The organism is Peptostreptococcus sp., from assembly GCF_977045075.1.
Genome location: NZ_CDRRTB010000014.1, coordinates 1 through 23974, shown reverse-complemented (window position 1 = coordinate 23974; position 23974 = coordinate 1). Strand labels below are relative to the sequence as shown.

Here is a 23974-nt window from a genome sequence, read left to right as displayed (position 1 = left end):
GCTAATGGAAAGGTATAAGATACAAAAAGGCAACATCCATAGCTATAAGTTTGCTATGGATGCTGCCGCATAATTTAATAGATTTTATTGATTTAAATTATCACCAACGTTATTTGACATAGAGCCATTTTAAAAGACACCCATTTCCTTACTGGAAATTAGGTGTCTTTTACTGTTTTATAGGTCTTTTACCACCTGGTCTAAAACACTTCCTATAGATTCATTTATTACTAAGTCTGCCCTCTTATCATATGAAGTTTCTGCCTTGTTTATCAAGACTATATACCTTCCCTTAAAGTAGTCTAAAAAGCCTGCAGCCGGATATACTACTAGGGATGTTCCACCAACAATCAACATATCTGCTTGTGATATAGCCTTTATGGTCTCCATTATAGTTTCATCATCTAAGGATTCTTCATATAGGACTACATCTGGCTTGACAGAGCCTCCACACTTGGGACACTTAGGAACTAGACCCTTAAGGTCAAGAAACTCCTTTAAGTTCATATTATATCCACATGTTTGACAGGTGTTTGAATTAACACTTCCATGTAACTCTAATACATTTTTGCTACCAGCCATTTGGTGGAGACCATCTATATTTTGGGTTACAACAGTTTTTAGCTTACCAATTTCTTCTAGCTTGGCCAAGGCCTTGTGGGCCTTATTGGGTCTAGCATCCTGATAAATCAGCTTATCTTTATAAAATTCATAGAAGTCTTCGGGATAATGAATATAAAAGCTGTGTGATACTAGCTGTTCAGGGCTAAAGTGCTTATTTAGCTTCTTGCTAAATAGTCCATCAGAGCTTCTAAAATCTGGTATATTCGACTCAGTAGAAACTCCTGCCCCTCCAAAAAACACTATATTGTCAGAATCATTAATCATATCTCTAAGAGCTAGAACCTCTTCTTGCAAATTTCCCATAGATATTCCCCCTTAAACTATAAGTTTGTTAAAATTATAAATTTATATTTTATACAAGTTTAAATTTTTTATTTCATATAAATAATTTTATTAATAGGTTCTCCCATAACATAATTTAAATTTATTAACCTTATTTTGCAAATTCTAAACACTTACCTAGCAAGACAAGACATATTATGCCTAGTCTTCATATTTCTTATCATCATCTAGTTTAGGCAAATCTCCAAGTGACTCAATTTCAAGAAGCTTTAAAAATTCCTGACTGGTCTTATATATAATTGGTTTACCAGTCTTATTTAACCTACCAGCTTCATATATAAGGTCGTTGTCTAAAAGAGTTTTCAGCACCTTATCACACTTGACTCCTCTAATTGCCTCAATATCATTTTTCGTAATAGGCTGTTTATAGGCAATGACTATAAGGGTTTCAAGGGTAGCCTGACTTAGGGACCTTTTCTTTCCCGGCTCTACCAACTTCTTAATATAGGGAGCATATTCTTCATTAGAGCACATCTGGAACTTGTCCTCTATCTTGATAATCTGTACACCCCTATCATTTTCCTTATACTCTTCTATCAACTTATGTAGCATTAGTTCTATTTCTCTAGGAGATAGCTCTTCATTTATGGCCATATTAAGTTCTTCAATACTGATAGGTTTTGCATATGAGAATAAGATGGCTTCTATTATATTTTTTATCTGGCTTCTTCTCACTCGTTCCTGCCCTCCCTTTTAATAATAATTATGTCCTTATTCTTCTTGTCCTGGATAATTTCAATTTCCTTTAATTTTATAAGCTCTAGCATGGCTAAGAAACTGGCTATAACCTCCTTCTTATCCTGGCTCTCTAGACTTTGTATAAAACTAAGTCTCTCTCCTTCCCTAATCTTAGACCTAAGAGATTTTATTCTGTCCTCAACCGATATAGTCCTATTTTCAACTATCTTTTTCAAGTTAGGATTTTTTTCTAGTCCCTTGTCATTCTTTTTAACCTGGTCAAGTATTTTAAATAAATCAGGAAGTAGGATCTCAATTTCGTCAAGATTTATCCTTGAAAGGTCAAGATTATCATCTTCTTCCTCAAGTTCAAGTTCTTCCTCTTGACGATAAAACCTGTTATCATACTCCTTGATTTTATCCTTGATTTCTTCGGCTATCTGTCTGTATTTTTTATATTCCTCAATCTGGTCAATCAATTCCTGTCTAGGGTCCTGCTCGATCTCTCCCTTGTCCTTTACATAGAGAATATATCTGGATTTTATTTCCAAAAGCCTTGTGGCCATCATAATAAAATCACTTGCCAGATCCATATCTATGGACTTAACATGGTCTACATATTCCATATATTGGTTAGTGATTTCCACTATCGATATATCTCTAATATCTATTTTGTTCCTGCTAATAAGGTCAAATAAGAGCTCCATTGGCCCCTCATATTTTTTTGTTTGTATGCTATAATCCATACTACCCCCCACTAGATAAATATCGTTACTAGGTTAAAAAAAGCTGAATAAATAGGATTTAATATAAAGCCTAATATGTTTGTCATTATCAAAAATACGAATAACAAAAATGTGTATCTTGAGTATTCATATGCCCTATAAACAAGTTCTCTTGGCAAGAAGGTGGATAAAAGACTCCATCCATCAAGTGGTGGTATAGGCAATATATTGAAGGCTGCAAATCCAACATTATACATGACTAGGGACCTAGTTACCATCAACATAGACTCCTGGTCTACGAAGCCCAATATTTGCCACTGACTAGAATACTTATATATCATGACAAATATAAAGGCTGATATAAGATTAAAGGTAATACCAGCCAAGGAAACTGTAATATTACCAAGTTTTTCATTCTTGTAGTTATATGGATTTACTGGAACAGGCTTTGCCCAACCAAAGTGAACCAAAAACATCATTAGTATACCGAATGGGTCTATATGACTCATAGGATTTATATTCATCCTGCCTGCCCTCTTAGCTGTATCATCTCCATTTAGATATGCAACAAATGCATGTCCAAACTCATGTATAGATATAGCAAATAGTATTCCTAAAATTGTAGAAAAGAATTCAGGCACGCTATTTAAAAAACTCAAATTCATCTATATTCACTCCTCTCATAAGATATACAGTAAATTCATATATGTCTTAGTAAGTAATACTTAATAAGGACTTCCTTTACAAGTCTACTGTATCCTATCATATATTATAACATTTTTACCTTTAAAAATGCTTGCCTATATAGAAAAAGTGAGGCAAAGCCTCACTTTTATCTTAGCTTGGTATTCTTATACTTCCATAAGTATTGGTAGTATCATAGGATTTCTCTTAGTCTTAACATACAAGTACTCCTTCAATTCATCTTTGATAGTGTTCTTGATGTAAGCCCATTCCTTAATCTTCTTCGTTTCACACTGCTTGAAGATATTTAAGACTATGTCCTTGGCTCCATCCATCAGGGTTTCAGATTCTCTTACATAAACAAAACCTCTTGAAATGATATCTGGACCAGCTAGTATTCTTCCATCTTCTTTTGATAGAGTCACTACTATAGTCATTAAGCCATCTTCTGATAGGTGCTTCCTGTCTCTTAGGACTATGTTACCAACATCTCCTACTCCAAGACCATCTATCAAGACCCTACCTGATGGAACTCGTCCATTCTTTCTAGCAGACTTCCTGTCAACTTCTAGAATATCTCCATTAGATATTATAAATATATTGTTAGGGTCTGTTCCTACCTGCTTGGCCAATTCAGCATGCCTTTTAAGCATCTTGTATTCACCATGAACTGGTAAGAAGAACTTTGGTTTAGCTATAGCATGCATCAATTTCAATTCTTCCTGCCTAGCATGTCCAGATACGTGTATATCAGCTATATCACTTGATACAACGTCTGCCCCCTTCTCCAGTAGGAAGTTAATTACCTTTGATACAGTCTTTTCATTTCCAGGGATTGGATGTGCAGAAATTATAACTAGGTCACCCTTCTTAATTTCTACCTTTTTGTGTTCTGAGTTAGCCATTCTTGCCAAGGCTGACATTGGCTCTCCCTGGGATCCTGTTGTTATTATAACCAATTCGTTATCCTTGTACTTATGGATAGAATTAAGGTCTATTATGTGTTCATCTGTACTCAAATAGCCAAGTTCCTTGGCTACACCTAAAATATTTACCATAGACCTTCCTGATACAGCTACCTTTCTTCCATATACCTTGGCAACCTCAGCTATCTGCTGAAGTCTGTGTATATTTGATGCAAAGGTTGCAACTATAATTCTACTGTCCTGGGCCCTCTTAAATAGGTCATCAAGGCCTGCACCTACACTCTTCTCAGACATTGTAGAACCAGGCTTATCTGCATTAGTCGAGTCGGCCATCATAAGAAGAATTCCTTCTTCATCACTAATCTGACATATCCTATGTATATCCATCATCTGTCCATCAATAGGTGTCAGGTCTATTTTAAAGTCACCTGTATGGAATATTACACCCTGGTTAGTGTGTACTGCTATAGAATAAGCATCTGGTATAGAGTGGTTTACCCTAATAAACTCAACCTGCATATTCTTTAGCTTAACCTGCTGCCTTGGTCCCACAATATTCAGCTTAGCATTTGTTATTCTATGTTCTTTCAATTTTACTCTAATTAGCTCTATACTAAGTGGTGAACCGTAAACAGGTACGTTAATCTTCTTTAATAGATAAGGGATGGCCCCTATATGGTCCTCATGACCATGTGTAATAAATATACCTTTTATCTTGTTTATATTCCTCATCAGATAAAGAATATCCGGTATCACTATATCGATACCCAGTAATTCATCCTCTGGAAAACTTAGTCCAGCGTCAATTACTATAATCTCATCCTTATACTCTATAACGGTCATGTTTTTTCCGATTTCATTAATTCCGCCTAGTGGTATAATCTTTATTTTATCATTATTGTTTTTTGCCAAAATTTATCTCCTTTACTTTTATTTTCACGAACACAAAACATCTATATACTATAATACCACAAAAAACCTCTTTTAAAATACTTTTTTACAATTATCTGCATCAAGACCCTTTTTATGGTATAATTTATTAAACAAATTAAGCATATAACTTAATTAGTATTTTTCATAGAAAGGTTAATAAATGAGGAGCAGAACACACTTAATAGCTGGTACTTTGGCCACTCTAGAAATTTCAATCTTATGTGGTTTAACTATAAATCCATTAACCATTCCTGTTGCCATGGTATGTTCAGTTATGTCTGATATAGATGAGGCAAATTCAAATGTACTCAACAAGTTTATAAGTAAGGATACAACAAAGAATATACATTCCTTGTTACTATTTTTATTTGCTATTGTATCCTTTTACATGTATTTTAAAACGGGCTTAAACCTCTATATTGCAACTATATTTGCCCTAGCTATGACCCTATTAGTATCCAGATGGCTTACCTCTAATCTGGTTCGTTCACTGGTAATATCTGCTGTATTCTTTCTTATAGGGGCTAGCATGTACTTGCATGATTTTAATATGGGCTATACACTATTTACACTTATGATAGCTACCTACCCCCTTCTTAAGCATAGGGGGACTAGTCATAGCCTACTTGCCCTTATACTTATATTTATAGTATTCACCTCTTTAGAGAGAGGTGGTGGTCCTTCGGGCCTTGCCTATCCTGCCCTTATTGCCTATTCTAGCCACCTAGTATTAGATATGGCAACCAAGAGGGGGGTTCCACTCTTTCTTCCCTTTAGTGAAAAATACTATAAATATGCTAACCTAAAAGTTGGGTCTCTTATATGCAATATTGTAGAGGCTGTTCTTATACTGGTCCTGGCAGTCCTATTGGTAGTGATTCTGACCAATATGTTTTAGTTTTACTAACTTATAATATTTTGTTTGGTATATTTCTATTATTCACTTTTATATGCCAATAAAATTTGTTATAATATATTCATATGTTATTGACTTTAGGTATCTTGAGCCTTTATAGACTCTTGTACCAAATGTTTTATTAGTTTAAAATACATTTAAGTCTAGAAAATAAGTATTAGTTTATAAGGAGATGATAATTAATGGCTTTTTATTTCGATACTCCATCAAGAACATTTAGTGAGTATTTATTAGTACCAGGTTACTCATCAGCAGATTGTATCCCGGCAAATGTTAGTCTAGAGACACCAGTAGTTAAATTCAAGAAGGGTGAAGAACCCGCTATAAAGATGAATATACCCCTAGTATCTGCAATCATGCAGGCTGTTTCTGACGACAATATGGCTATAGCCCTTGCTAAAGAAGGTGGTATATCTTTCATATATGGTTCTCAGTCAATTGAAAGTCAGGCAGCTATGGTTTCAAGAGTAAAGATGCATAAGGCAGGCTTTGTAGTAAGTGATTCAAACCTAACTCCAGAAAACACCCTAGCAGATATACTTGCACTAAAGAAAAAAACTGGACACTCAACAGTTGCCATAACTGATGATGGAACTGCTAATGGAAAACTACTAGGTATAGTTGCTAGTAGGGACTATAGGGTGAGTAGAATGTCACCTGATACAAAGGTTGCAGAATTCATGACACCACTTGATCAGATAGTATCTGCCCCTAAGACAGTTACATTAAAGGAGGCAAACAATATTATATGGGACAACAAGCTAAATTCTCTTCCAATAGTTGATGATGAAGGGAAACTAGTATATATGGTGTTTAGAAAAGACTATGACTCTCACAAGGAAAATCCTTTAGAGCTACATGATAGTCTTAAAAGATATGTAGTTGGTGCAGGTATCAACACTAGAGACTATGCTGAAAGAGTTCCTGCCCTATTAGAAGCAGGTGTAGACATCCTTTGTATAGATTCTTCTGAGGGTCATTCAGAATGGCAGGCAAGGACGATTGCTTGGATAAGGGAAAATTACGGTGAAACTGTAAAGATCGGTGCTGGTAACGTTGTTGATAGGGAAGGTTTTAGGTTCCTAGCTGAAGCTGGAGCTGACTTTATCAAGATAGGTATCGGAGGTGGATCTATCTGTATAACAAGAGAACAAAAGGGCATTGGTCGTGGTCAGGCTACATCAGTTATAGATGTTGCCAAGGCTAGGGATGAGTACTATGAAGAAACTGGTATCTACATTCCAATTTGTTCAGATGGTGGTATAGTTTATGACCACCATATAACTCTAGCACTCGCTATGGGTTCTGACTTTGTAATGTTGGGTAGGTATTTTTCTAGATTTGATGAATCTCCTACTAACAAGATAAATATAAACGGTTCTTATATGAAGGAATACTGGGGTGAAGGTTCCGCTAGAGCTAGAAACTGGCAGAGATATGACCTAGGTGGAGACAAGAAACTTTCTTTTGAAGAGGGTGTTGACTCTTATGTACCATATGCTGGTTCATTAAAGGACAATGTTGGTCTTACTCTATCAAAGGTGAGATCAACTATGTGTAACTGTGGTGCCCTTTCAATACCTGAATTACAGGAAAAGGCCAAGTTGACTGTTGTATCTTCTACTTCTATTGTTGAGGGTGGAGCTCACGACGTATTACTAAAGGATAATAGAAATCTTTAGTATAGATTCTAGCTTACTTGATTTCTCTGATTTCCTATAGGCTATTACAAAATAAATTATTGAGTAAAATATCCTTTTGGTCAGGTTCTTATTTCATTAAATAAATCCTGGCCATTTTTATAAGAATAAAAAAGCCTTGCTAGCAATATAGTCTTAAATATTTATTTAAAGACTTTGTCACTAGCAAGGCTATGCTATTTATTATTTATAACTTATAAGAGTTGGCAGGATTAAAACTGCATCTGCTCTTCTTCAGAACTAGACTTTAAGTCTGTGCCATCTACTGGAAGTCCGTAGTATTCTCTAACCTTAGCCTCTATTTCAGCTGCTATATCTTCATTTTCTTCTAGAAAGTTCTTAGAGTTTTCTCTACCCTGTCCCATTTTTTCATCATTATAGCTATACCAAGCACCAGCCTTCTTTATAACATCTATACCTACTGCCACATCTAGAAGGTCTCCTGACTTAGATATACCTGTACCGTACATAATATCAAACTCTATCTGCTTGAATGGTGGAGCAACCTTATTCTTTACTATCTTTATTCTAGTCCTATTACCTAGAATCTTATCACCCTGCTTTATAGAATCAATCCTTCTAACCTCTATTCTCATAGTTGAGAAGAACTTAAGGGCTCTACCACCAGTAGTAGTTTCTGGGTTTCCAAACATAACCCCAACCTTTTCTCTTAACTGGTTGATAAATATAACAACACAGTTTGATTTTTTAATAGATCCAGTAAGCTTTCTAAGAGCCTGTGACATAAGTCTGGCCTGTAAACCTACATGTGAATCTCCCATATCTCCCTCAATTTCAGCCTTTGGTACAAGTGCCGCAACAGAGTCTATAACAAGTATATCAATTGCTCCTGATCTGATTAGTGATTCTGCTATATCAAGTGCCTGTTCACCTGTATCAGGCTGAGAAATTATAAGGTTATCCACATCTACCCCTAGAGACCTAGCGTAAACTGGGTCTAAAGCATGCTCTGCATCTATAAAGGCTGCTATACCATTTCTCTTCTGTGCTTCAGCTATACAGTGTAGAGTCACAGTTGTCTTACCTGATGATTCTGGTCCATAAACTTCAATTATTCTTCCCCTAGGCAGACCACCTACTCCAGCTGCTATATCTAGGCCTATTACACCTGTAGGTATAGAATCAACATCTAAGCCTGAAGTTTCGCCAAGCTTCATTACAGATCCCTTACCGTGTTCTTTTTCGATTTTCTTTAAGGCCTCATTTAGAGCCTCCATTTTATTATTATCAATAGTCATATCATTACCCTTTCCATTAATTAAATATGTCGATTAAACATATGTTCTTATAGCTTTATTATATAATAAGTAGTTGACATAGTCAAGAACAATTGTTCTTTTTCCTTGTTTAAACTGAAAAATCAAACTTTACTAAGATAGGCTGTCATCCTTTAAATCTTTATAGGCACTTTTATAAAAACATAAAGAAAAAGCACCCTTATTCTCTATTAACCATAATTTTATTGATATAGTTAGCTATGTAGAAACGATTCATATCTTAAATTCATCGCTATAATATCATACTGTCTATCTGTCTTCAAATAATTCCTTGTTCTTTGAAAAATATTCATATCCCGAATATAGGGTAAGTATAGCTGCTATGTATATTAGTATTGTTCCTATTTTTAAGATTATACTAGCATCAGTATAGGCCCCCAATAACAAGAATACAATAGCCAACATCTGTGTTACAGTCTTCAGTTTGCCGCTATTACCAGCTGCTATTACCTTACCATCCGCAGCTGCTATAGCCCTCATTATACTTACAGCTAGTTCTCTGGCAACAATAACTACAACTATCCAAGCTGGTACCAGACCTGGCTTTATCATGCAGGTTAAGGCCGCTATTACTAGTAGCTTATCTGCCAAAGGGTCCATAAACTTTCCAAAGTCAGTCACCAAATTATACTTTCTAGCTATCTTACCATCCAGAGCATCTGTGATTGCTGCCAAGGCAAATATAATTAAAGAAATTAGGTATTTGCCAGGAATAGGCAAGTAGATAAAGAGCATAAAAAGTGGAACCATACATATTCTAAAAACTGTTAATTTATTAGGTAAATTCATCCCATCCTCCTCTTAAACTAGTTATCCTCTAGACAACCCTTAAGGTCGTATTCAAAGGCTTCTTTCACTACTACATTTACAAAATCTCCTATTTCAAGATTTTGTCTTGATTCTACATATATGACACTATCAATATCTTCAGCATCACATTGGGTCCTGCCTATATATAGGCTATCATCAACCTGGTCTTCAATCAAGACCTTGAAGATTTTTCCAATCTTTTTGCGGTTAAGCTCTTCTGAAATAACCTGCTGAACCATCATTAGCCTCTGTAGACGTTCATCTTTTATCTCTTGACTTAGGTGTCCATCTAACTTGTCAGCCGGTGTATCCTCTTCCCTCGAATAGGTAAAGGCCCCCATCCTATCAAGTTTCATTTCCTCTACAAAGTCTATAAGCTCTTCAAAATCTTCATCTCCTTCACCTGGGAAACCTACAATAAAGGTAGTCCTTATTGTTGCATCAGGAATCCTTGATCTTATCATATCAACCTTTTCTTTGAGCTCCTGACGACTAGTCTTCCTATTCATAAGCTTAAGTATCCTATCACTTGCATGCTGCATAGGTATATCAAAATATGAGCATATATTATCATACTTGGCAACTACATCGACAATCTCCTGACTTATACCCTCTGGATAGGAATACATAAACCTAATCCAATCAAAATCAATTTGTGCTAGCCCTTCCAAAAGACCTGCCAGGTTAGGCTTTCCATATAGGTCTCTTCCGTATACACTCGTATCCTGGGCTATTACTACTAGCTCCTTGACACCTGCTTCCTTGAGTTTTTTAGCCTCTTCTAATAGGCTTTCAATATCTCTAGACCTATACTTACCTCTTAGTTTTGGTATTATGCAATAGGTACAATGGTTGTCGCAGCCTTCTCCTATCTTTAGGTAGGCCAGGTGGTCCGGAGTGGATACATACCTAGGTAGGTCCTCATTAAAGCTGAAATTAATATCTTCAATCAACCTTATACCATCCCTCTTAGTCAGATCCTCAACTACATCAGTTATATTTTGGTATGATCCTGTGCCAACTATTGCATCAATTTCTGGTATCTCCTCCATAAGTTCATCAGGGTATCTCTGAGCTAGACAGCCTGATACTAGCAGGTAACTAAGGCTGCCCTCGTTCTTAAGGTTAGCATACTGGACTATAGAGTCAATTGACTCCTGCTTAGCGGATTCTATAAAGCCACAAGTGTTGACAATCACTATATCAGCATCATTATAGTCTCCTACTAGCTGGTGTCCATTTTTGTTAAGGATACCCAACATTATCTCGGCATCAACCAAGTTTTTTGAGCATCCTAATGATTCCAATGCTATCTTCAAATTACATCCTCCATATCTCACTATATAGACTAGTAGCATAAAAGCTACTAGTCCTCCATGCCAGAAAGGTCCTCTTGACTAATCAATACCTTTCTTGGCTTACTTCCTTCGCTAGGGCCAACTATGCCCCTCTCTTCCATATTATCAATTAATCTGGCAGCCCTATTAAAGCCTATCTTGTATTTTCTTTGTAACATTGAAGATGAAGCTTGACCACTTGCTACAACAAAGCCAATCGCATCATAAAGCAGCTCATCTTCATCGCCGCTTCTCTCAGTATTAATACTTGAAATAGACTCTTCTATATCGCCCGCATATGAAATCTCACCGGCTTCCTTCTTGACATAATCAATTATATTCTCCGATTCTGCCTCGGAAATAAAGGCTCCCTGAAGTCTCACAGGCTTTGCAGCACCTAGAGGGTAAAATAGCATATCTCCCTTACCTAGTAGCTTTTCTGCACCACCCATATCTATTATAGTTCTAGAGTCTGTCTGTGACGAAACCGCAAAGGCAATTCTTGATGGTATATTGGCCTTAATTACACCTGTTATTACATCAACTGATGGCCTCTGGGTTGCAACAATAAGATGCATACCCGCTGCCCTGGCCATTTGGGCTAACCTACAGATATGGTCCTCAACATCATTTGCACTAACCATCATAAGGTCGGCCAACTCGTCTATAATTATGACTATCTTAGGTAGTGGGTCGTCAGACTTTTCATTATAGGAGCTGATATCCTTGACCTGGTTTTCAGCGAATAGCTTATACCTTCTATTCATTTCACTCACTGCCCATCCAAGTGCATTAGCCGCCTTCTTCGCATCTGTTACAACTGGTACCAATAGGTGTGGTATACCATTATAATTGGCTAACTCTACTACCTTAGGGTCTATCAACATCAATTTGACCTCATCAGGCTTGGCCTTATACATGATACTGGTAATAAGTGTATTTACACAAACCGACTTACCAGACCCTGTAGATCCCGCTATTAAAAGGTGAGGCATCTTGCCTATATCACCAACTATAATTCTACCGGCGACATCCTTACCCAAGCCCATAACCAGGGGCGATTTAAAGTTCTTAAACTCATCACTATCTATTATTTCCCTAATGCTAACCATCTGTGATTCATCGTTAGGAACCTCAATACCTATGGCACTCTTACCTGGTATTGGGGCCTCCATCCTGATACTCTTGGCAGCAAGACTAAGGGCAATATCGTCTGTTAGGTTTACAATTTTACTCACCTTGACCCCTGGACTCGGCTGAATTTCATATCTGGTAATTGTAGGTCCTACAGTCACCTGGTTGATATTAGCATCTACACCAAAATCTCGCAAGGTCTTTTCCAGTCTACGAGCATTTTCAAGGACCCTATGCTTAGATTTTTTATCTCCTCCACCAGACACCTTATTTAATAGTGAAATAGGTGGCATCTTATAGTTTTTAAATTTTTCATGTTCATTTTCCTGGATCAGCTTATTATCCTCTTCTATGTAGGTCTTACTAGTTTGGATATGACCAAGCTTGACATCTTCTGTCAGACCAGCCATCCTCCTCTTAGGTAGGCTAGTTCCTCCAGATATATTTTCAGAGTCCTTGTCTAGGTCCAATATTTCTTCGGTATCATCCAGCTGAAGTAACCTATTAGGCCTTTTATTTGATAGGTCATCATCCTCCTTGGTAACCAGACCATCTATTAGAGGTTCTTCATTTTGCATCTGCTGAAGTATCTCTAGATCAGATAGGCCCTGGGTACCCTCGAGAATCTCTAGGTAGTCATCCTCAGCCTTATTAAAGCCAACTATCTTTATAGTCTTATTATCATCATCATCAGCAGCAGCATCATCCTGGTAGTCATCTTCCTCTACATCCTTATGGAACTTATCTCTAATTTTTTCAAAGAAGCCAGTCTCATTTAGCATAGTTTTGTCATCTACACCGTCAATTTTGGCCTTTTTGCCAAGCTTAATCCTAATCTTATTTATAATGTTACTTGAATCTTTAGGATTCTTGACATAGGCTATAATATCCTTGACTGAAATCTCAAAGAAATAAAGGATTGTCAGTATTGTTGCAAATATAGTTAAGAGCCATGCACCGACAAAACCTAACAGGTGGCTAAGTAGGTAGGTCAATATAGACGGTAGCAGACCTACACCCTCTCTAGAAACACCCATTTTGACTATGTCCTGTATCATATCAAGGCTGAATGGACTTTCTGATGGTGTCCTCGCATAGTTGATTAGACCATAGTATATTACAATGTAAAACACAAATATATAGAATATTCTCGTCTTCTTAAACCTATCTATCTTCTCATTACCTTCCAGGATACCTGCAATACCCATGATTACCATAGTAAAAGGTATTAGTATGGCTAGGCCACCAAACATACCCTTGCATAATAGCTGTATAACCCTTGGTACTAAGGCACTTGAACCTGACATCAGACCATAGCCAAAGAAAAGCCCAATAAATACTAAAATTAGGTATTGGTATTCGCCATTTATCCTAAGACCAGTCTTTGTTTTTTTATTCTGTTTTCTTTTTTTATTGTTATTCGCAAGCTTGGCAGGTGGTCCTGACCTCCTACTAGGTTGCCTACTCTTTTTATTAGGCATTATTTCACCTCACTTAAATCTTTAATTTGACCAATCAGGGAAGTCGCTGACCTTCCTGTTACTCCAAGAGACATAGGACCTCCGAATATCTTATCTATAAGACCTTTCATATAGTCTAGGTCTATTGACTCAACAATCTCCATTTTGTCATCAACAGAAAGGAGTCTCTTGTCATTAACTTCATACTCACCAATTAGGAGCATCCTATCCTCTGTGTCTTCAATATTCATAAGAACACTACCCTTGTACTGTTCCTTGGCAAATTCTAGTTCATCCTGACTGATATAATCCTCTTTCATACTATATATTTCATCCATAATCAGCTTATATACCTGGTATAGGTTATCATCAGCCATGCTTGAATATATACCCAATTCTGCATAATCTACGTAAAAAGAATCATAGGAAGCTATATTATAGGTAAGTCCCCTATCTTCTCTTATATTTTGGAAGAGCCTAGAGCTGGTAGAATTACCCAAAATATTATTTAATAGCTTTACTCCAATAAAATCCTTATAATTATTGTCGCTTGGACAAGGGAATATAATACCGATATTTGACTGTTCATCATCCCTATCCTCTATATAGTATTGAGGCTTAAAATCTTGTTCCTCTCTTGATATTGAAATCTCTCTAGGAGCCCATTTAGAAAATATCTCCTCTAGCCTTTCAACTATATCTTCAAGAATAAAATTTCCACTCATAACCAACACAGCATTATTTGGTATGTAGTATCTTGCAAAGAATTGACATATATGATTTCTGGTAATTTCTGTTAAGGACTCTACACTACCCAATACTGACCTACCGATTCCCCTATTAGAATAGGTCCTCTTCAAGAGTTTCTCACGTAGGTAGTCTTCAGGCGAATCCTCATACATCTTGATTTCATCCCTAATTACTAGCTTTTCCTTCTCTATATCGCTTTCTAGAAACAATGAACTAGTTAGTAGGTCCCCTATGACATCAAGGCCCTCCAATATATGGTTATAGGGCATCTTTACATGGTAACATGTATGGTCATGACTAGTAAAAGCATTTAAAAATCCCCCATAATAGTCTATATCATTAGATATTTTTTTAGAGGACCTTGTCTCAGTTCCCTTAAATAGCATATGCTCTATAAAGTGGGCTAGACCTCTTGGATATCCTAGCTCCATCCTGGCACCAACATTTATCCAAACACCCGCTGATACCGACCTAACATAGGGTATTTCCTCAGCTACTATCCTCAATCCATTTTTCAATGTCTTGTATTTTATCATCCTATCTCCTTATCGACATATTATAATCACAAAATCGCAATTTTATCGGCTGACATAGATATTGACAGTCAAAATATGTCTAACTCCAGTATTATTCTAACATAGTTTTCTTAATTAAAAATGTACTAGCAAATAATGTCCCCTGATTTATGTATATAATACCCCATCAGGTCTCCCCTTGTCCCGCTATAAAACTAGTAAGATAGGCTAGTAAAGTCACGTCCTGACGTTACATAATCTATAAACGCTGAAGATGAGCTTACCTGCTTAGCAACATCAGTTATTTCATTTCTAAAAACTCCTGTTTTCCTTCCATTTACAAATGCATAGCCATACTGGTGTACCATATTTGGTCTAGAGTTTGCATCCTTGCCCAAATACATCATAACATGGCCCTGCATATACATACAAATTCCCGGCTTCTGCCTTATTAGAAAAGCCTCTTTTGAAGCCCTACTAGTATATTGACTAAGGTCTATGTAAGTTCCTATTGTATCCATAGCCTGCTGACCTGCATCCCTAGCAATAACTATACCAAAAGACCTGTAAACATCCCTGATAAAGCCAGAGCAGTCTCTTGCATTATTGCTATGTCCCCAGCCATAGTTTTCTCCCTGAAACTTTAAAGCCTGCTTGATTAGGTTGGCCTGACTAAAGTCAAGATATGACTTAGTAACCTCGAACTTATCTAGACTAATTGTACTTGTCCTATAACTTTCCCCTGCAAGAGGCATTGCAAGTTTATAGCTACTAGCATCCTCCGAAATAATTGGCATCCTAGTACCCATATCTATAGTATATCCGGATATTGATTTTTGTCTGTTTATATAGGTAGCAAAATCTACATTTCTATTAGCCAAAAGTTCTTCTTTTGTCACCTTCATTATGTTTTTAGTTGGAATCCAACCAGTGTAGTCAAGGCAATATACTCTTGCCCAAGTCTTGTCTGAGTTGTATCCGACTATTACGACCTCATCCCATGGGAATAGGCCTGTTAAGGCCCCCTGGTCCTGGCTATCTGAGGAATTCATAGGACCTGGACCCTCCCTTATAACTGTCCTATTTGCTACAAAGCCATACTGGCCCTTTATGTCTTCTAGTTTGTTTAGGTATTTTGATCTAGATATATTTTTTTGGTTAATTTCCTTTAGCTGGTCCTGGCTATATAGTATAGTCTTGTCATAGTGGTTATAGTAGTCCCAGTATTCATAGGAGGACCTATTATTTGTCGGGGGCTTTGTATACCCACCTGTATTTGTCTCGCCTGACACCTTTGATTTAAATAAACTATCAGGTACCCATTTTCGTCCACCGACCAAATTTATTTCCTTATATTTATTGTTTATATATGATTCATATGTCTTATCAATACCAGATACCTTAGTCAGTATAATTCCTGCCCCATCCTTGTAGGCAAGTGGCCCCAAGGAAAGGGCATCTATTATGTTTTGGCCAGAAGCTATATAAGCCTTATCTCCACTTATAAGCTTCGAAATTTCAATAGCTGTATCATACCTATCCTTACCAGCTATCCTATTCTTTAAACCGAGCCTATTATAAAGATCTTGGCCAATAGAATTTCTACCACCAATGGCAAACTTATTTAATTTTTCATACTTTATCCCTATGTGGTCACTGGCTTTTGACTTATTGATAAGTAAGATTGGTTTTTTGCCGCCACAATATGCACAGGCCGAAATAGCATCCATCTCGTTTGATACAAGACACAAGCCCTCAGCCCCATACTTATCTATAATCTCATCGACAATCTTCTCGGATGTCTGGTACCTATCCTGACCACTTATCCTGATTATATCGTAGCCCCTTATCCTCAGGTCATTCTCTATAGTAGGCGATACAGATGAATAACCTCCTAGTATATAGATCTTGCTTGGTTTAACTCTTTCGATTTCATCCAAGGTATGGCTAGGTATGGCATTTTTTTCGACTAATAGTATCCTCCCCTGGCTGGCAGCAGCTAAGCTTCCCCCAGAAAGGGCATCTACATAGGACCTGGCATTTGCTACTATTATAGTCCCATTATCAGCATTCATCCTCTTTGATATTTCAACAGCCGTAGTAAACCTATCCTTACCAGCCAGCCTTTCAAGGGCATGGCCTGTAGCAAACATACCTGATACCATAAGGCCTGCTAGTACAGTACTTGCTAAGATTCTTCTTAGTATCCTAGTTGACAAAAGTCTAATATTTTCAGCATTCATATTAAAATTACTTGATATTGTATACCTCTTATTACAACAAGCCCTCGTATTACTAGGCTTATTATAGGTTATTCTCATAGTCATAATTACCTCCCAACTTACTTATATAGGTCTGGTCCTATTACAGATATTCACATAATGAAGGGACTAGAAGAAGACCCCAGGCAAAAACATGAAAAAGTCAGTGCAAAATCTATTCACACTGACTTTAATGAACTATAATCTAAACTATCTCTTAATAGCCTTTATTGAAAGATTTATCCTGTCCTTGTCATCTATTTCAGTTACTAAAACCTCTATCTGGTCGCCGATAGCTAAAACATCTTCAACCTTAGCTACTCTCTCCTTAGATATCTGAGATATATGTAGTAAGCCCTGCTTACCTGGTAGTATTTCAACGAAGGCACCGAATTTTTCTATTCTTGTTACAGTACCCTTGTAGATCTTGCCTGGTTCAGCCTCTGCAACTATTTCTTCAATCATTGCTAGGGCCTTGTCTATCATATCCTGTTCAACACCTACAACAAATACTTCACCAGTCTGTTCTATATCAATCTTAACACCAGTTTCATCAATAATCTTATTGATCATCTTTCCACCAGGTCCAATTACATCCCTTATCTTGTCTGGGTCAATCATCATCTTTACAATCTTTGGAGCATACTTAGAAAGCTCTGGTCTAGGCTCAGTAATTACCTTCTTCATTTCTCCAAGTATGTGAAGTCTACCCTCTCTAGCCTGCTTTAATGCCTGTCTAAGTACGGGTTCATCTATACCAGCTATCTTGATATCCATTTGGATTGCAGTTACTCCCTTTTCAGTACCTGCAACCTTAAAGTCCATATCACCTAGGTGGTCTTCCATACCCTGAATGTCTGATAATACTGCCACCTTGCCATGATGCTTGATTAGACCCATAGCTATACCAGCTACCATGTCCTTGATAGGAACACCAGCATCTAAAAGCGAAAGTGTAGATGAACAAACAGATGCCTGAGATGTAGAACCATTAGAACTCAATACCTCTGATACCAATCTTATAGCATAAGGGAAGTCTTCCTTGCTAGGTATTACTGGCAATAGGGCTCTTTCAGCCAAGGCTCCATGACCTATTTCTCTTCTACCTGGACCTCTTGAAGGTCTGGTTTCACCAACAGAATATGCTGGGAAATTATAGTGATGCATATATCTCTTGTTTTCTTCTTCATCTAATCCATCAAGTTTCTGAACATCTCCAAGAGCACCCAATGTAGTTACATTTAATACCTGAGTCTGACCTCTTGTAAATATAGCCGAACCGTGAGTTCTTGGTATCATACCAACCTCACACCAGATAGGTCTAATTTCATCTAGAGACCTGTTGTCTGGTCTTACATTGTGGTCTGCTATAAGGCTTCTAACCTCATCCTTGATAATAGCATGTAGGACATCTTCTATATCTCCTGCAACTTCATCAAAATTTTCCCACTTTTCCTCAAAGTAGGCCATAGTTTCTTCGCTTACAGCATCCATCTTTTCAGTTCTTTCCATCTTTTCAACTGTCTTAACTGCTTCTCTCATCTTTTCTCTAGCAAATTCATTAACAGCTGCTTCAACTTCTGGACTTGGTAGATGTAGTTGAACTGTGCACTTTTCATGACCAACCTCATCCACAATACCCTCTATAAATTCAACAATCTTCTTTATTTCCTCATGGGCATAAAGGATAGCATCTAGTACTATATCATCATCAACTTCCTTGGCACCAGCCTCAACCATCATTATAGCTTCCTTAGTACCAGAAACTACAAGATGTAGGTCACTTTCCTCCCTCTGCTGCTGGTTAGGGTTTAGTACGAATTCACCATCAACAAGACCTACTAAAACTGATGCGGTTGGTCCATTGAAAGGTATATCAGATATAGATAGGGCTATTGAAGAACCCAACATGGCAACAATATCAGGAGTGCAATCCTGTTCAACTGACAATACTGTAGCAACTACCTGAACGTCATTTCTAAATCCTTCAGGGAATAGGGGTCTAATTGGTCTATCTATCAATCTAGATGTCAAAATAGCCTTCTCAGAAGCCTTACCTTCCCTCTTTAAAAATCCACCTGGTATCTTACCAACTGAATACAATTTTTCTTCAAAATCTACACTTAGCGGGAAAAAGTCAATCCCATCTCTTGGCTGTGCTGACTTAGTCACATTAACCATTAACATAGTATCACCATAGCTGATAATACAGTTACCATTTGTCATTTCGGCAATCTTACCAATCTCAACAGTTAGTGTTCTACCGGCGATTTCCGTTTTAAAAATTCTATGTTCGAACATAGTTTCCTCCTCTTACTTCTTTATCTTAACAATTATTACTATCTAATTAAATGGCAGACCAATAAGACAAGGTCCTGCTGCCTCTAAATTACTTTGAATAACTAATAGCAATTATATCCGGACCTGTATGTGAGCATATGCAGGCACCACCCTTTGCATAGACAATCTTCTTTACCTTGTCCTCTAGTCTCTTTTCTATCTCTTCCTTAATTTTAGCAAGGTTCTCAAGGTTTGACCCATAGCCAACTATGACTGTAATCTCACTCAAATACTTTTCATTTTTCTCTAGAACCATATCAACTAGCTTAGTAACTAGCTTCTTGACCCCTCTAACCTTAGCTGCCAGGGAAATTTCTCCCTTTTCCATGATAAATATAGGCTTTATACTCAGCATATTACCCAATATTGCAGTAGATAGGTTTACCCTACCACTCTTCTTTAGGAAATCAAAGGATGATGGTGCAAACAGGATGCTAACGGTATCTCTTACAGTTTCAAGACCTGATAATACATCATCATAAGAAAGCCCCTCATCTATCATATCACATGCCCTTACAACATACTGGCCTGCTCCCAAAGATAACTGTTCTGTATCGAACACATGAATCGGTCCATCTGTATCATTTTTTGCCAATACAGCACTCTGGTAGGTACCACTCTTAGTAGATGCTCCTGTGATGCATATGACCCTCTTGCCTTCTTCCATTGCCCTATCAAATGCTTCCTTAAACTGTACATATGTAGCCTGGGAAGTTTTTGGCACCTGGTCAGACTTCAAAGCTCTTTCATAAAATTCTTCCTTAGTTAGGTCTATATTATCTCTATACTCTTTACCATCCAATATCAAAGTTAATGGGACTACTTCCAGATACTCTTTTTCATACAATTCATCGGGAATATCACATAAACTATCACATATCAATTTTATGTCCAAAGTCCTACCTCCTAAACTTATTTATAATTAAGTCAATATAATCTATTATACCATATTGACACCTATAAATATATATTTTTATTGATTTCAAAGCTTAATTTGTAGCTAGAAAAACATATTTCTAGCTATTTTTATAATATACGTCTTTTATATACGTAAAAAAGCAGATATGAAACTAATCACACCTGCTTAAAGAAATTATTTTCTTAGTCCTAATCTAGCTATTAAGGCTCTGTAACCTTCTAGATCATTCTTCTTTAAATATCCTAGTAGATTTCTTCTTCTACCAACCATCTTTAATAGACCTCTTCTTGAGTGGTGGTCCTTCTTATGAACCTTTAAGTGTTCATTAAGTTCATTAATTCTAGCTGTTAGTAAAGCTATCTGTACTTCTGGAGAACCTGTATCTCCTTCTTTTCTACCAAAATCCTTGATTATTTGTTCCTTATTCATTTCTTTCCTCCTAAAAATTTAAAAATCGCCATTAGCTAAGCAAGGAGTGGAGCCTCGTTTGCCGAGCCATGGTTAAACCTCTATTATTATAACATATCATATTTTCAAATACAAGCCTTATTTAACCCTATCAATGCTCGATTTTAGACATGACACATAATTTTCCCTAACATAGGCTACATCCTTCTTGAGCTGGTTCATAAGATCCTCTTTACTTTCAAATTTAACCTCATCACGCATATGCTCAACAAATTCAACTTTGAGTTCTTTGCCATATATCATCTGGTCAAAATCCAATATATAGGTCTCAATTGTCACCTTTTTTCCGTGAACAGTTGGATTAGTACCAATATTGGTAGCCCCACAGTAAATGTTTCCATCCACAGTAGCTAGAGTTGCATATATACCCCTTCTTGGAATTACCATAGACTTGTCAAAGTCTATATTGGCTGTAGGAAAACCTATAGTCCTACCTATCTGCCTACCCTCTACAACTATACCCTCTATACAATAATATTGACCCAAGAGCTTTTTAGCACCAGCAACATCACCATTACTTATCATAGCCCTAATGTCAGTTGAACTCACCCTCTTTCCATCTAATAGGACAGGCGTAACTATTTCAACATCAAAATTGTACTCCCTACCAAAGTCTATCAACTTTTCAGGATTACCCTCCTTTTTTCTAGCAAAAGAGAAGTCATGGCCAACAATAACCTTTTTAGTGCCTAGCTTGTCAACTAAGATTTTCTTAATATAATCCCTAGCAGATATCTGGGTCATACTTACATCAAAGGGTACGTTTACGTATACATCAACACCTAGCCTTTCCACTAGAGCCTGCTTTTGGTCTTGACTTATTATATTTTTTACATATCCAGGCCTAAAAAAATTAACTGGATGGTTAGAAAAAGTGAACACCACACTTTTCAGTTTATTATCCTTAGCATATTTGACTGTCTTGGATATCAATTCCTGGTGACCTAAGTGGACACCATCAAAATTACCTATAGTTACACATGTGTTTGAATCCAAAACTATATCTTCTATACTATTAAAAACTATCATTAAATCACCTATTTCTTTATAATCTATTATAAAGCACCTATCTTCTGCATTATTTCTATTTCGATTTTAATATTGGCAAAAAGTCTCCACTGCTTGCCCCACTAGAAAAACTTATGACTCTTTACCATAAGCTGACCATCCCGCCTAATAATTTGCCCTGAGCCAATAAAGCCCTCTTTAGAATATACCCTAACTAGGTCAGAGTTTTCATCCAGGCTGTGGTCATCAAATCTTCTATCCTCAATCTTACCACCATTAGAATAGTACTTAACAGCATTATCCTTCAGTACTATATATGGCAGGTCTGAAAGAACATCCTCCACTGACCATGAATTTTCTTCAAGCTTATCCTCATCTCTGAGTCTTTCAAGGTCTTCAAGACTAATTGCCTTATCTATTTCAAATATACCCGTTTTAGACCTAATTAATCCTGTCATATGTCCTCCTACTCCTAGCAGTTGACCGAGGTCATGACAGATACTCCTAACATAGGTCCCCTTACTACACTCTACCTCAAAGCTAAGCTTAGGTAGGTCAATAGAAAGTATATTAATCCTTTTTATGACAACCCTCCTAGCTACAAGCTGAATCTGGTCACCCTTGCCAGCCCTTACTAGGTCGCACATCCTCTTTCCCCTTACTTTTAGGGCCGAATATTTTGGTGGAAGCTGATCAATTGGTCCAAGTTGGCTATAAAGAGCTCTAATTATGTCCTCTTCAACAAGGCCTGATGGATCCCTTTCTTCTACCACATTACCAGAAGAATCATAGGTGTCGGTCTCAATGCCCAGGATCATATTACATACATAGGTCTTATCCTTATTCAATATTAGGTCGCATACCTTAGTAGCCCTTCCCACACATATAGGTAATACACCTACCGCATCAGGATCCAAGGTACCAGTATGACCGACCTTCTTTATACCCAATATTTTTCTCACCTTGTAGACAAGATCATGTGATGTCATTCCTGCAGGCTTGTAAATATTAAAAATTCTATCCATTAAATCCTACCTTCTAAAAAAGTTTCTTTGCTTGTTCAAGAAGCATGTTCCTAACCTCTTCAACGCTTTTATCTCTAAATGTACAGCCTGATGCCCTTACATGGCCTCCACCATCGAAGGCAGCTGCCAATTCTGTACAGTCAATATATGACTTTGACCTTAGACTAACCTTTATTTCATCAATCTCTTTCTGTTTAATAAATATTCCTAATTCAACCCCATCTATATCTCTAGTATAAGGTATAATTGCATCAATATCTCCATACTCGAGACCGTACTTATCCAACATTTCTTTGGTAACAATTGCTATGCATATTTTCGAATCAATAATCTCAAGATTATTTAGGCATTCACCCAATATCCTATAATAGGCTGGTGAATTCTTTTGGTATATATTTTCTATTACTAGCTGCTTTTTAGCCCCTCTAGCAATTAGGTCGGCGGCCATCAAGAAGGATGATGGTTCTGTATTAGAATACTGGAAGTTTCCAGTATCTGTAACCAGTCCAGCATAAAGGCATGTTCCTATTTCTGGACCTATTATAGGCCTAGCCTTTATGTCTTCATACCTAGTGATAATATTATAGACCAACTCACATGTAGAGGATGCCTTGGCATCTATATAGTTTATAAAGCCATAGTCCCCATTTGTGTGGTGGTGGTCAATACATATAATCCCCCTTGAAGTCTCAAGCAGGTCCTTATCCATACATATTCTCTCATAAGACCCTGAATCCTGGGCTATAACAGTATACCCCTCTAGGCTAGGTACCTGGTCAGAAGTTTTCCTAAGCCCTTCCCTATTTAAGAAGACCAAGCTACTAGGATAGGCATCATCTAATAGATATATATATTCCTTATTCAGGGCTTCTAGGAATCCACACATAGCCAATGATGAACCTATATTGTCACCATCTGGATTTATGTGGGAAGTCACCACAAATTTGTCGTTACATAATATATAATCAATTATCTTATCTATTTCTATAAGGAACTCCTCTGACAGGCTCCTATTTTTAATTTCAGCCATCCTTCTACCTCCTCAGCATAATCCACTCTTTATTATACAGCAATTATCATATATATGACAATATAATTTGATATATAAGCTTATTGTGATT

Annotated in this window: 19 protein-coding genes; 2 read left to right on the top strand and 17 right to left on the bottom strand. The window is 37.0% G+C overall.

Going from position 1 to position 23974, the window contains the following annotated elements:
- Positions 1–177: 177 nt before the first annotated feature.
- The 5 genes from ACW6OJ_RS02465 to ACW6OJ_RS02445 all read right to left on the bottom strand — a co-directional run bounded on the left by ACW6OJ_RS02465 (position 178) and on the right by ACW6OJ_RS02445 (position 4891).
- The gene (locus tag ACW6OJ_RS02465; RefSeq protein WP_456095707.1) at positions 178–927 is read right to left on the bottom strand and encodes an NAD-dependent protein deacylase; all 750 of its coding nucleotides are present in this window, start codon (positions 925–927) and stop codon (positions 178–180) included.
- 180 nt (positions 928–1107) lie between these two features.
- A complete protein-coding gene (gene scpB / locus ACW6OJ_RS02460) occupies positions 1108–1641 on the bottom strand; it encodes an SMC-Scp complex subunit ScpB (protein WP_456095706.1) in 534 nt (177 codons plus the stop codon).
- Positions 1638–2390: a segregation and condensation protein A gene (locus tag ACW6OJ_RS02455; RefSeq protein ID WP_456095705.1), complete on the bottom strand. Its 753-nt coding sequence runs from the start codon at positions 2388–2390 to the stop codon at positions 1638–1640. The genes scpB and ACW6OJ_RS02455 overlap by 4 nt, the downstream gene beginning before the upstream one ends.
- Positions 2391–2401: 11 nt before the next feature.
- Positions 2402–3034, bottom strand: a complete 633-nt coding sequence (locus tag ACW6OJ_RS02450) for a site-2 protease family protein (RefSeq protein ID WP_456095704.1) — start codon at positions 3032–3034, stop codon at positions 2402–2404.
- 186 nt (positions 3035–3220) lie between these two features.
- Positions 3221–4891, bottom strand: coding sequence for a ribonuclease J (locus tag ACW6OJ_RS02445; RefSeq protein ID WP_456095703.1), 1671 nt, complete (start codon positions 4889–4891; stop codon positions 3221–3223).
- Positions 4892–5072: 181 nt separating this feature from the next.
- On the opposite strand from ACW6OJ_RS02445, the gene ACW6OJ_RS02440 reads away from it, so the two are divergent.
- Both ACW6OJ_RS02440 and ACW6OJ_RS02435 read left to right on the top strand, forming a co-directional pair.
- On the top strand, positions 5073–5810 hold the full coding sequence (locus ACW6OJ_RS02440) for a metal-dependent hydrolase (RefSeq protein WP_456095702.1): 738 nt from the start codon (positions 5073–5075) through the stop codon (positions 5808–5810).
- A 200-nt stretch (positions 5811–6010) separates the two neighbouring features.
- A complete protein-coding gene (locus ACW6OJ_RS02435) occupies positions 6011–7510 on the top strand; it encodes an IMP dehydrogenase (RefSeq protein ID WP_314497453.1) in 1500 nt (499 codons plus the stop codon).
- 230 nt (positions 7511–7740) lie between these two features.
- Here ACW6OJ_RS02435 and recA read toward each other — a convergent pair whose 3' ends face one another.
- The 12 genes from recA to ACW6OJ_RS02375 all read right to left on the bottom strand — a co-directional run bounded on the left by recA (position 7741) and on the right by ACW6OJ_RS02375 (position 23883).
- On the bottom strand, positions 7741–8787 hold the full coding sequence (recA, locus tag ACW6OJ_RS02430; RefSeq protein ID WP_293428901.1) for a recombinase RecA: 1047 nt from the start codon (positions 8785–8787) through the stop codon (positions 7741–7743).
- 288 nt (positions 8788–9075) lie between these two features.
- Complete coding sequence (pgsA, locus tag ACW6OJ_RS02425) at positions 9076–9615, bottom strand: CDP-diacylglycerol--glycerol-3-phosphate 3-phosphatidyltransferase (RefSeq protein WP_456095701.1); 540 nt, start codon at positions 9613–9615, stop codon at positions 9076–9078.
- Between the two features lie 17 nt (positions 9616–9632).
- Positions 9633–10955 (bottom strand): 30S ribosomal protein S12 methylthiotransferase RimO, encoded by a 1323-nt coding sequence (gene rimO / locus ACW6OJ_RS02420; RefSeq protein WP_456095700.1) that lies wholly within the window; start codon positions 10953–10955, stop codon positions 9633–9635.
- Positions 10956–11002: 47 nt separating this feature from the next.
- Complete coding sequence (locus ACW6OJ_RS02415) at positions 11003–13588, bottom strand: DNA translocase FtsK (RefSeq protein ID WP_456095699.1); 2586 nt, start codon at positions 13586–13588, stop codon at positions 11003–11005.
- Positions 13588–14853, bottom strand: coding sequence for a M16 family metallopeptidase (locus tag ACW6OJ_RS02410; RefSeq protein ID WP_456095698.1), 1266 nt, complete (start codon positions 14851–14853; stop codon positions 13588–13590). The genes ACW6OJ_RS02415 and ACW6OJ_RS02410 overlap by 1 nt, the downstream gene beginning before the upstream one ends.
- A gap of 194 nt (positions 14854–15047) precedes the next feature.
- Entirely contained in the window at positions 15048–17159 is a 2112-nt protein-coding gene (locus tag ACW6OJ_RS02405) for a cell wall-binding repeat-containing protein (protein ID WP_456095697.1), read from the bottom strand.
- Between the two features lie 144 nt (positions 17160–17303).
- Positions 17304–19394, bottom strand: a complete 2091-nt coding sequence (gene pnp / locus ACW6OJ_RS02400; RefSeq protein ID WP_456095696.1) for a polyribonucleotide nucleotidyltransferase — start codon at positions 19392–19394, stop codon at positions 17304–17306.
- A gap of 88 nt (positions 19395–19482) precedes the next feature.
- A complete protein-coding gene (locus ACW6OJ_RS02395; protein WP_314497472.1) occupies positions 19483–20328 on the bottom strand; it encodes a DegV family protein in 846 nt (281 codons plus the stop codon).
- A gap of 198 nt (positions 20329–20526) precedes the next feature.
- Entirely contained in the window at positions 20527–20781 is a 255-nt protein-coding gene (rpsO, locus tag ACW6OJ_RS02390; RefSeq protein WP_007790285.1) for a 30S ribosomal protein S15, read from the bottom strand.
- A 117-nt stretch (positions 20782–20898) separates the two neighbouring features.
- The gene (locus ACW6OJ_RS02385) at positions 20899–21849 is read right to left on the bottom strand and encodes a bifunctional riboflavin kinase/FAD synthetase (protein ID WP_456095695.1); all 951 of its coding nucleotides are present in this window, start codon (positions 21847–21849) and stop codon (positions 20899–20901) included.
- Between the two features lie 101 nt (positions 21850–21950).
- Complete coding sequence (truB, locus tag ACW6OJ_RS02380) at positions 21951–22853, bottom strand: tRNA pseudouridine(55) synthase TruB (RefSeq protein ID WP_456095694.1); 903 nt, start codon at positions 22851–22853, stop codon at positions 21951–21953.
- A 13-nt stretch (positions 22854–22866) separates the two neighbouring features.
- On the bottom strand, positions 22867–23883 hold the full coding sequence (locus tag ACW6OJ_RS02375; RefSeq protein WP_314504464.1) for a DHH family phosphoesterase: 1017 nt from the start codon (positions 23881–23883) through the stop codon (positions 22867–22869).
- Positions 23884–23974 lie beyond the last annotated feature (91 nt).

Bases quoted from the DNA above. Each gene is read 5' to 3' on its own strand.
- ACW6OJ_RS02465 (WP_456095707.1), bottom strand. From the start codon at position 927: ATGGGAAATTTGCAAGAAGAGGTTCTAGCTCTTAGAGATATGATTAAT.
- truB (WP_456095694.1), bottom strand. From the start codon at position 22,853: ATGGATAGAATTTTTAATATTTACAAGCCTGCAGGAATGACATCACAT.
- ACW6OJ_RS02440 (WP_456095702.1), top strand. From the start codon at position 5,073: ATGAGGAGCAGAACACACTTAATAGCTGGTACTTTGGCCACTCTAGAA.
- ACW6OJ_RS02455 (WP_456095705.1), bottom strand. From the start codon at position 2,390: ATGGATTATAGCATACAAACAAAAAAATATGAGGGGCCAATGGAGCTC.
- ACW6OJ_RS02450 (WP_456095704.1), bottom strand. From the start codon at position 3,034: ATGAATTTGAGTTTTTTAAATAGCGTGCCTGAATTCTTTTCTACAATT.
- ACW6OJ_RS02385 (WP_456095695.1), bottom strand. From the start codon at position 21,849: ATGATAGTTTTTAATAGTATAGAAGATATAGTTTTGGATTCAAACACA.
- ACW6OJ_RS02410 (WP_456095698.1), bottom strand. From the start codon at position 14,853: ATGATAAAATACAAGACATTGAAAAATGGATTGAGGATAGTAGCTGAG.
- ACW6OJ_RS02415 (WP_456095699.1), bottom strand. From the start codon at position 13,588: ATGCCTAATAAAAAGAGTAGGCAACCTAGTAGGAGGTCAGGACCACCT.
- ACW6OJ_RS02405 (WP_456095697.1), bottom strand. From the start codon at position 17,159: ATGACTATGAGAATAACCTATAATAAGCCTAGTAATACGAGGGCTTGT.
- ACW6OJ_RS02375 (WP_314504464.1), bottom strand. From the start codon at position 23,883: ATGGCTGAAATTAAAAATAGGAGCCTGTCAGAGGAGTTCCTTATAGAA.
- rpsO (WP_007790285.1), bottom strand. From the start codon at position 20,781: ATGAATAAGGAACAAATAATCAAGGATTTTGGTAGAAAAGAAGGAGAT.
- pnp (WP_456095696.1), bottom strand. From the start codon at position 19,394: ATGTTCGAACATAGAATTTTTAAAACGGAAATCGCCGGTAGAACACTA.
- recA (WP_293428901.1), bottom strand. From the start codon at position 8,787: ATGACTATTGATAATAATAAAATGGAGGCTCTAAATGAGGCCTTAAAG.
- ACW6OJ_RS02435 (WP_314497453.1), top strand. From the start codon at position 6,011: ATGGCTTTTTATTTCGATACTCCATCAAGAACATTTAGTGAGTATTTA.
- pgsA (WP_456095701.1), bottom strand. From the start codon at position 9,615: ATGAATTTACCTAATAAATTAACAGTTTTTAGAATATGTATGGTTCCA.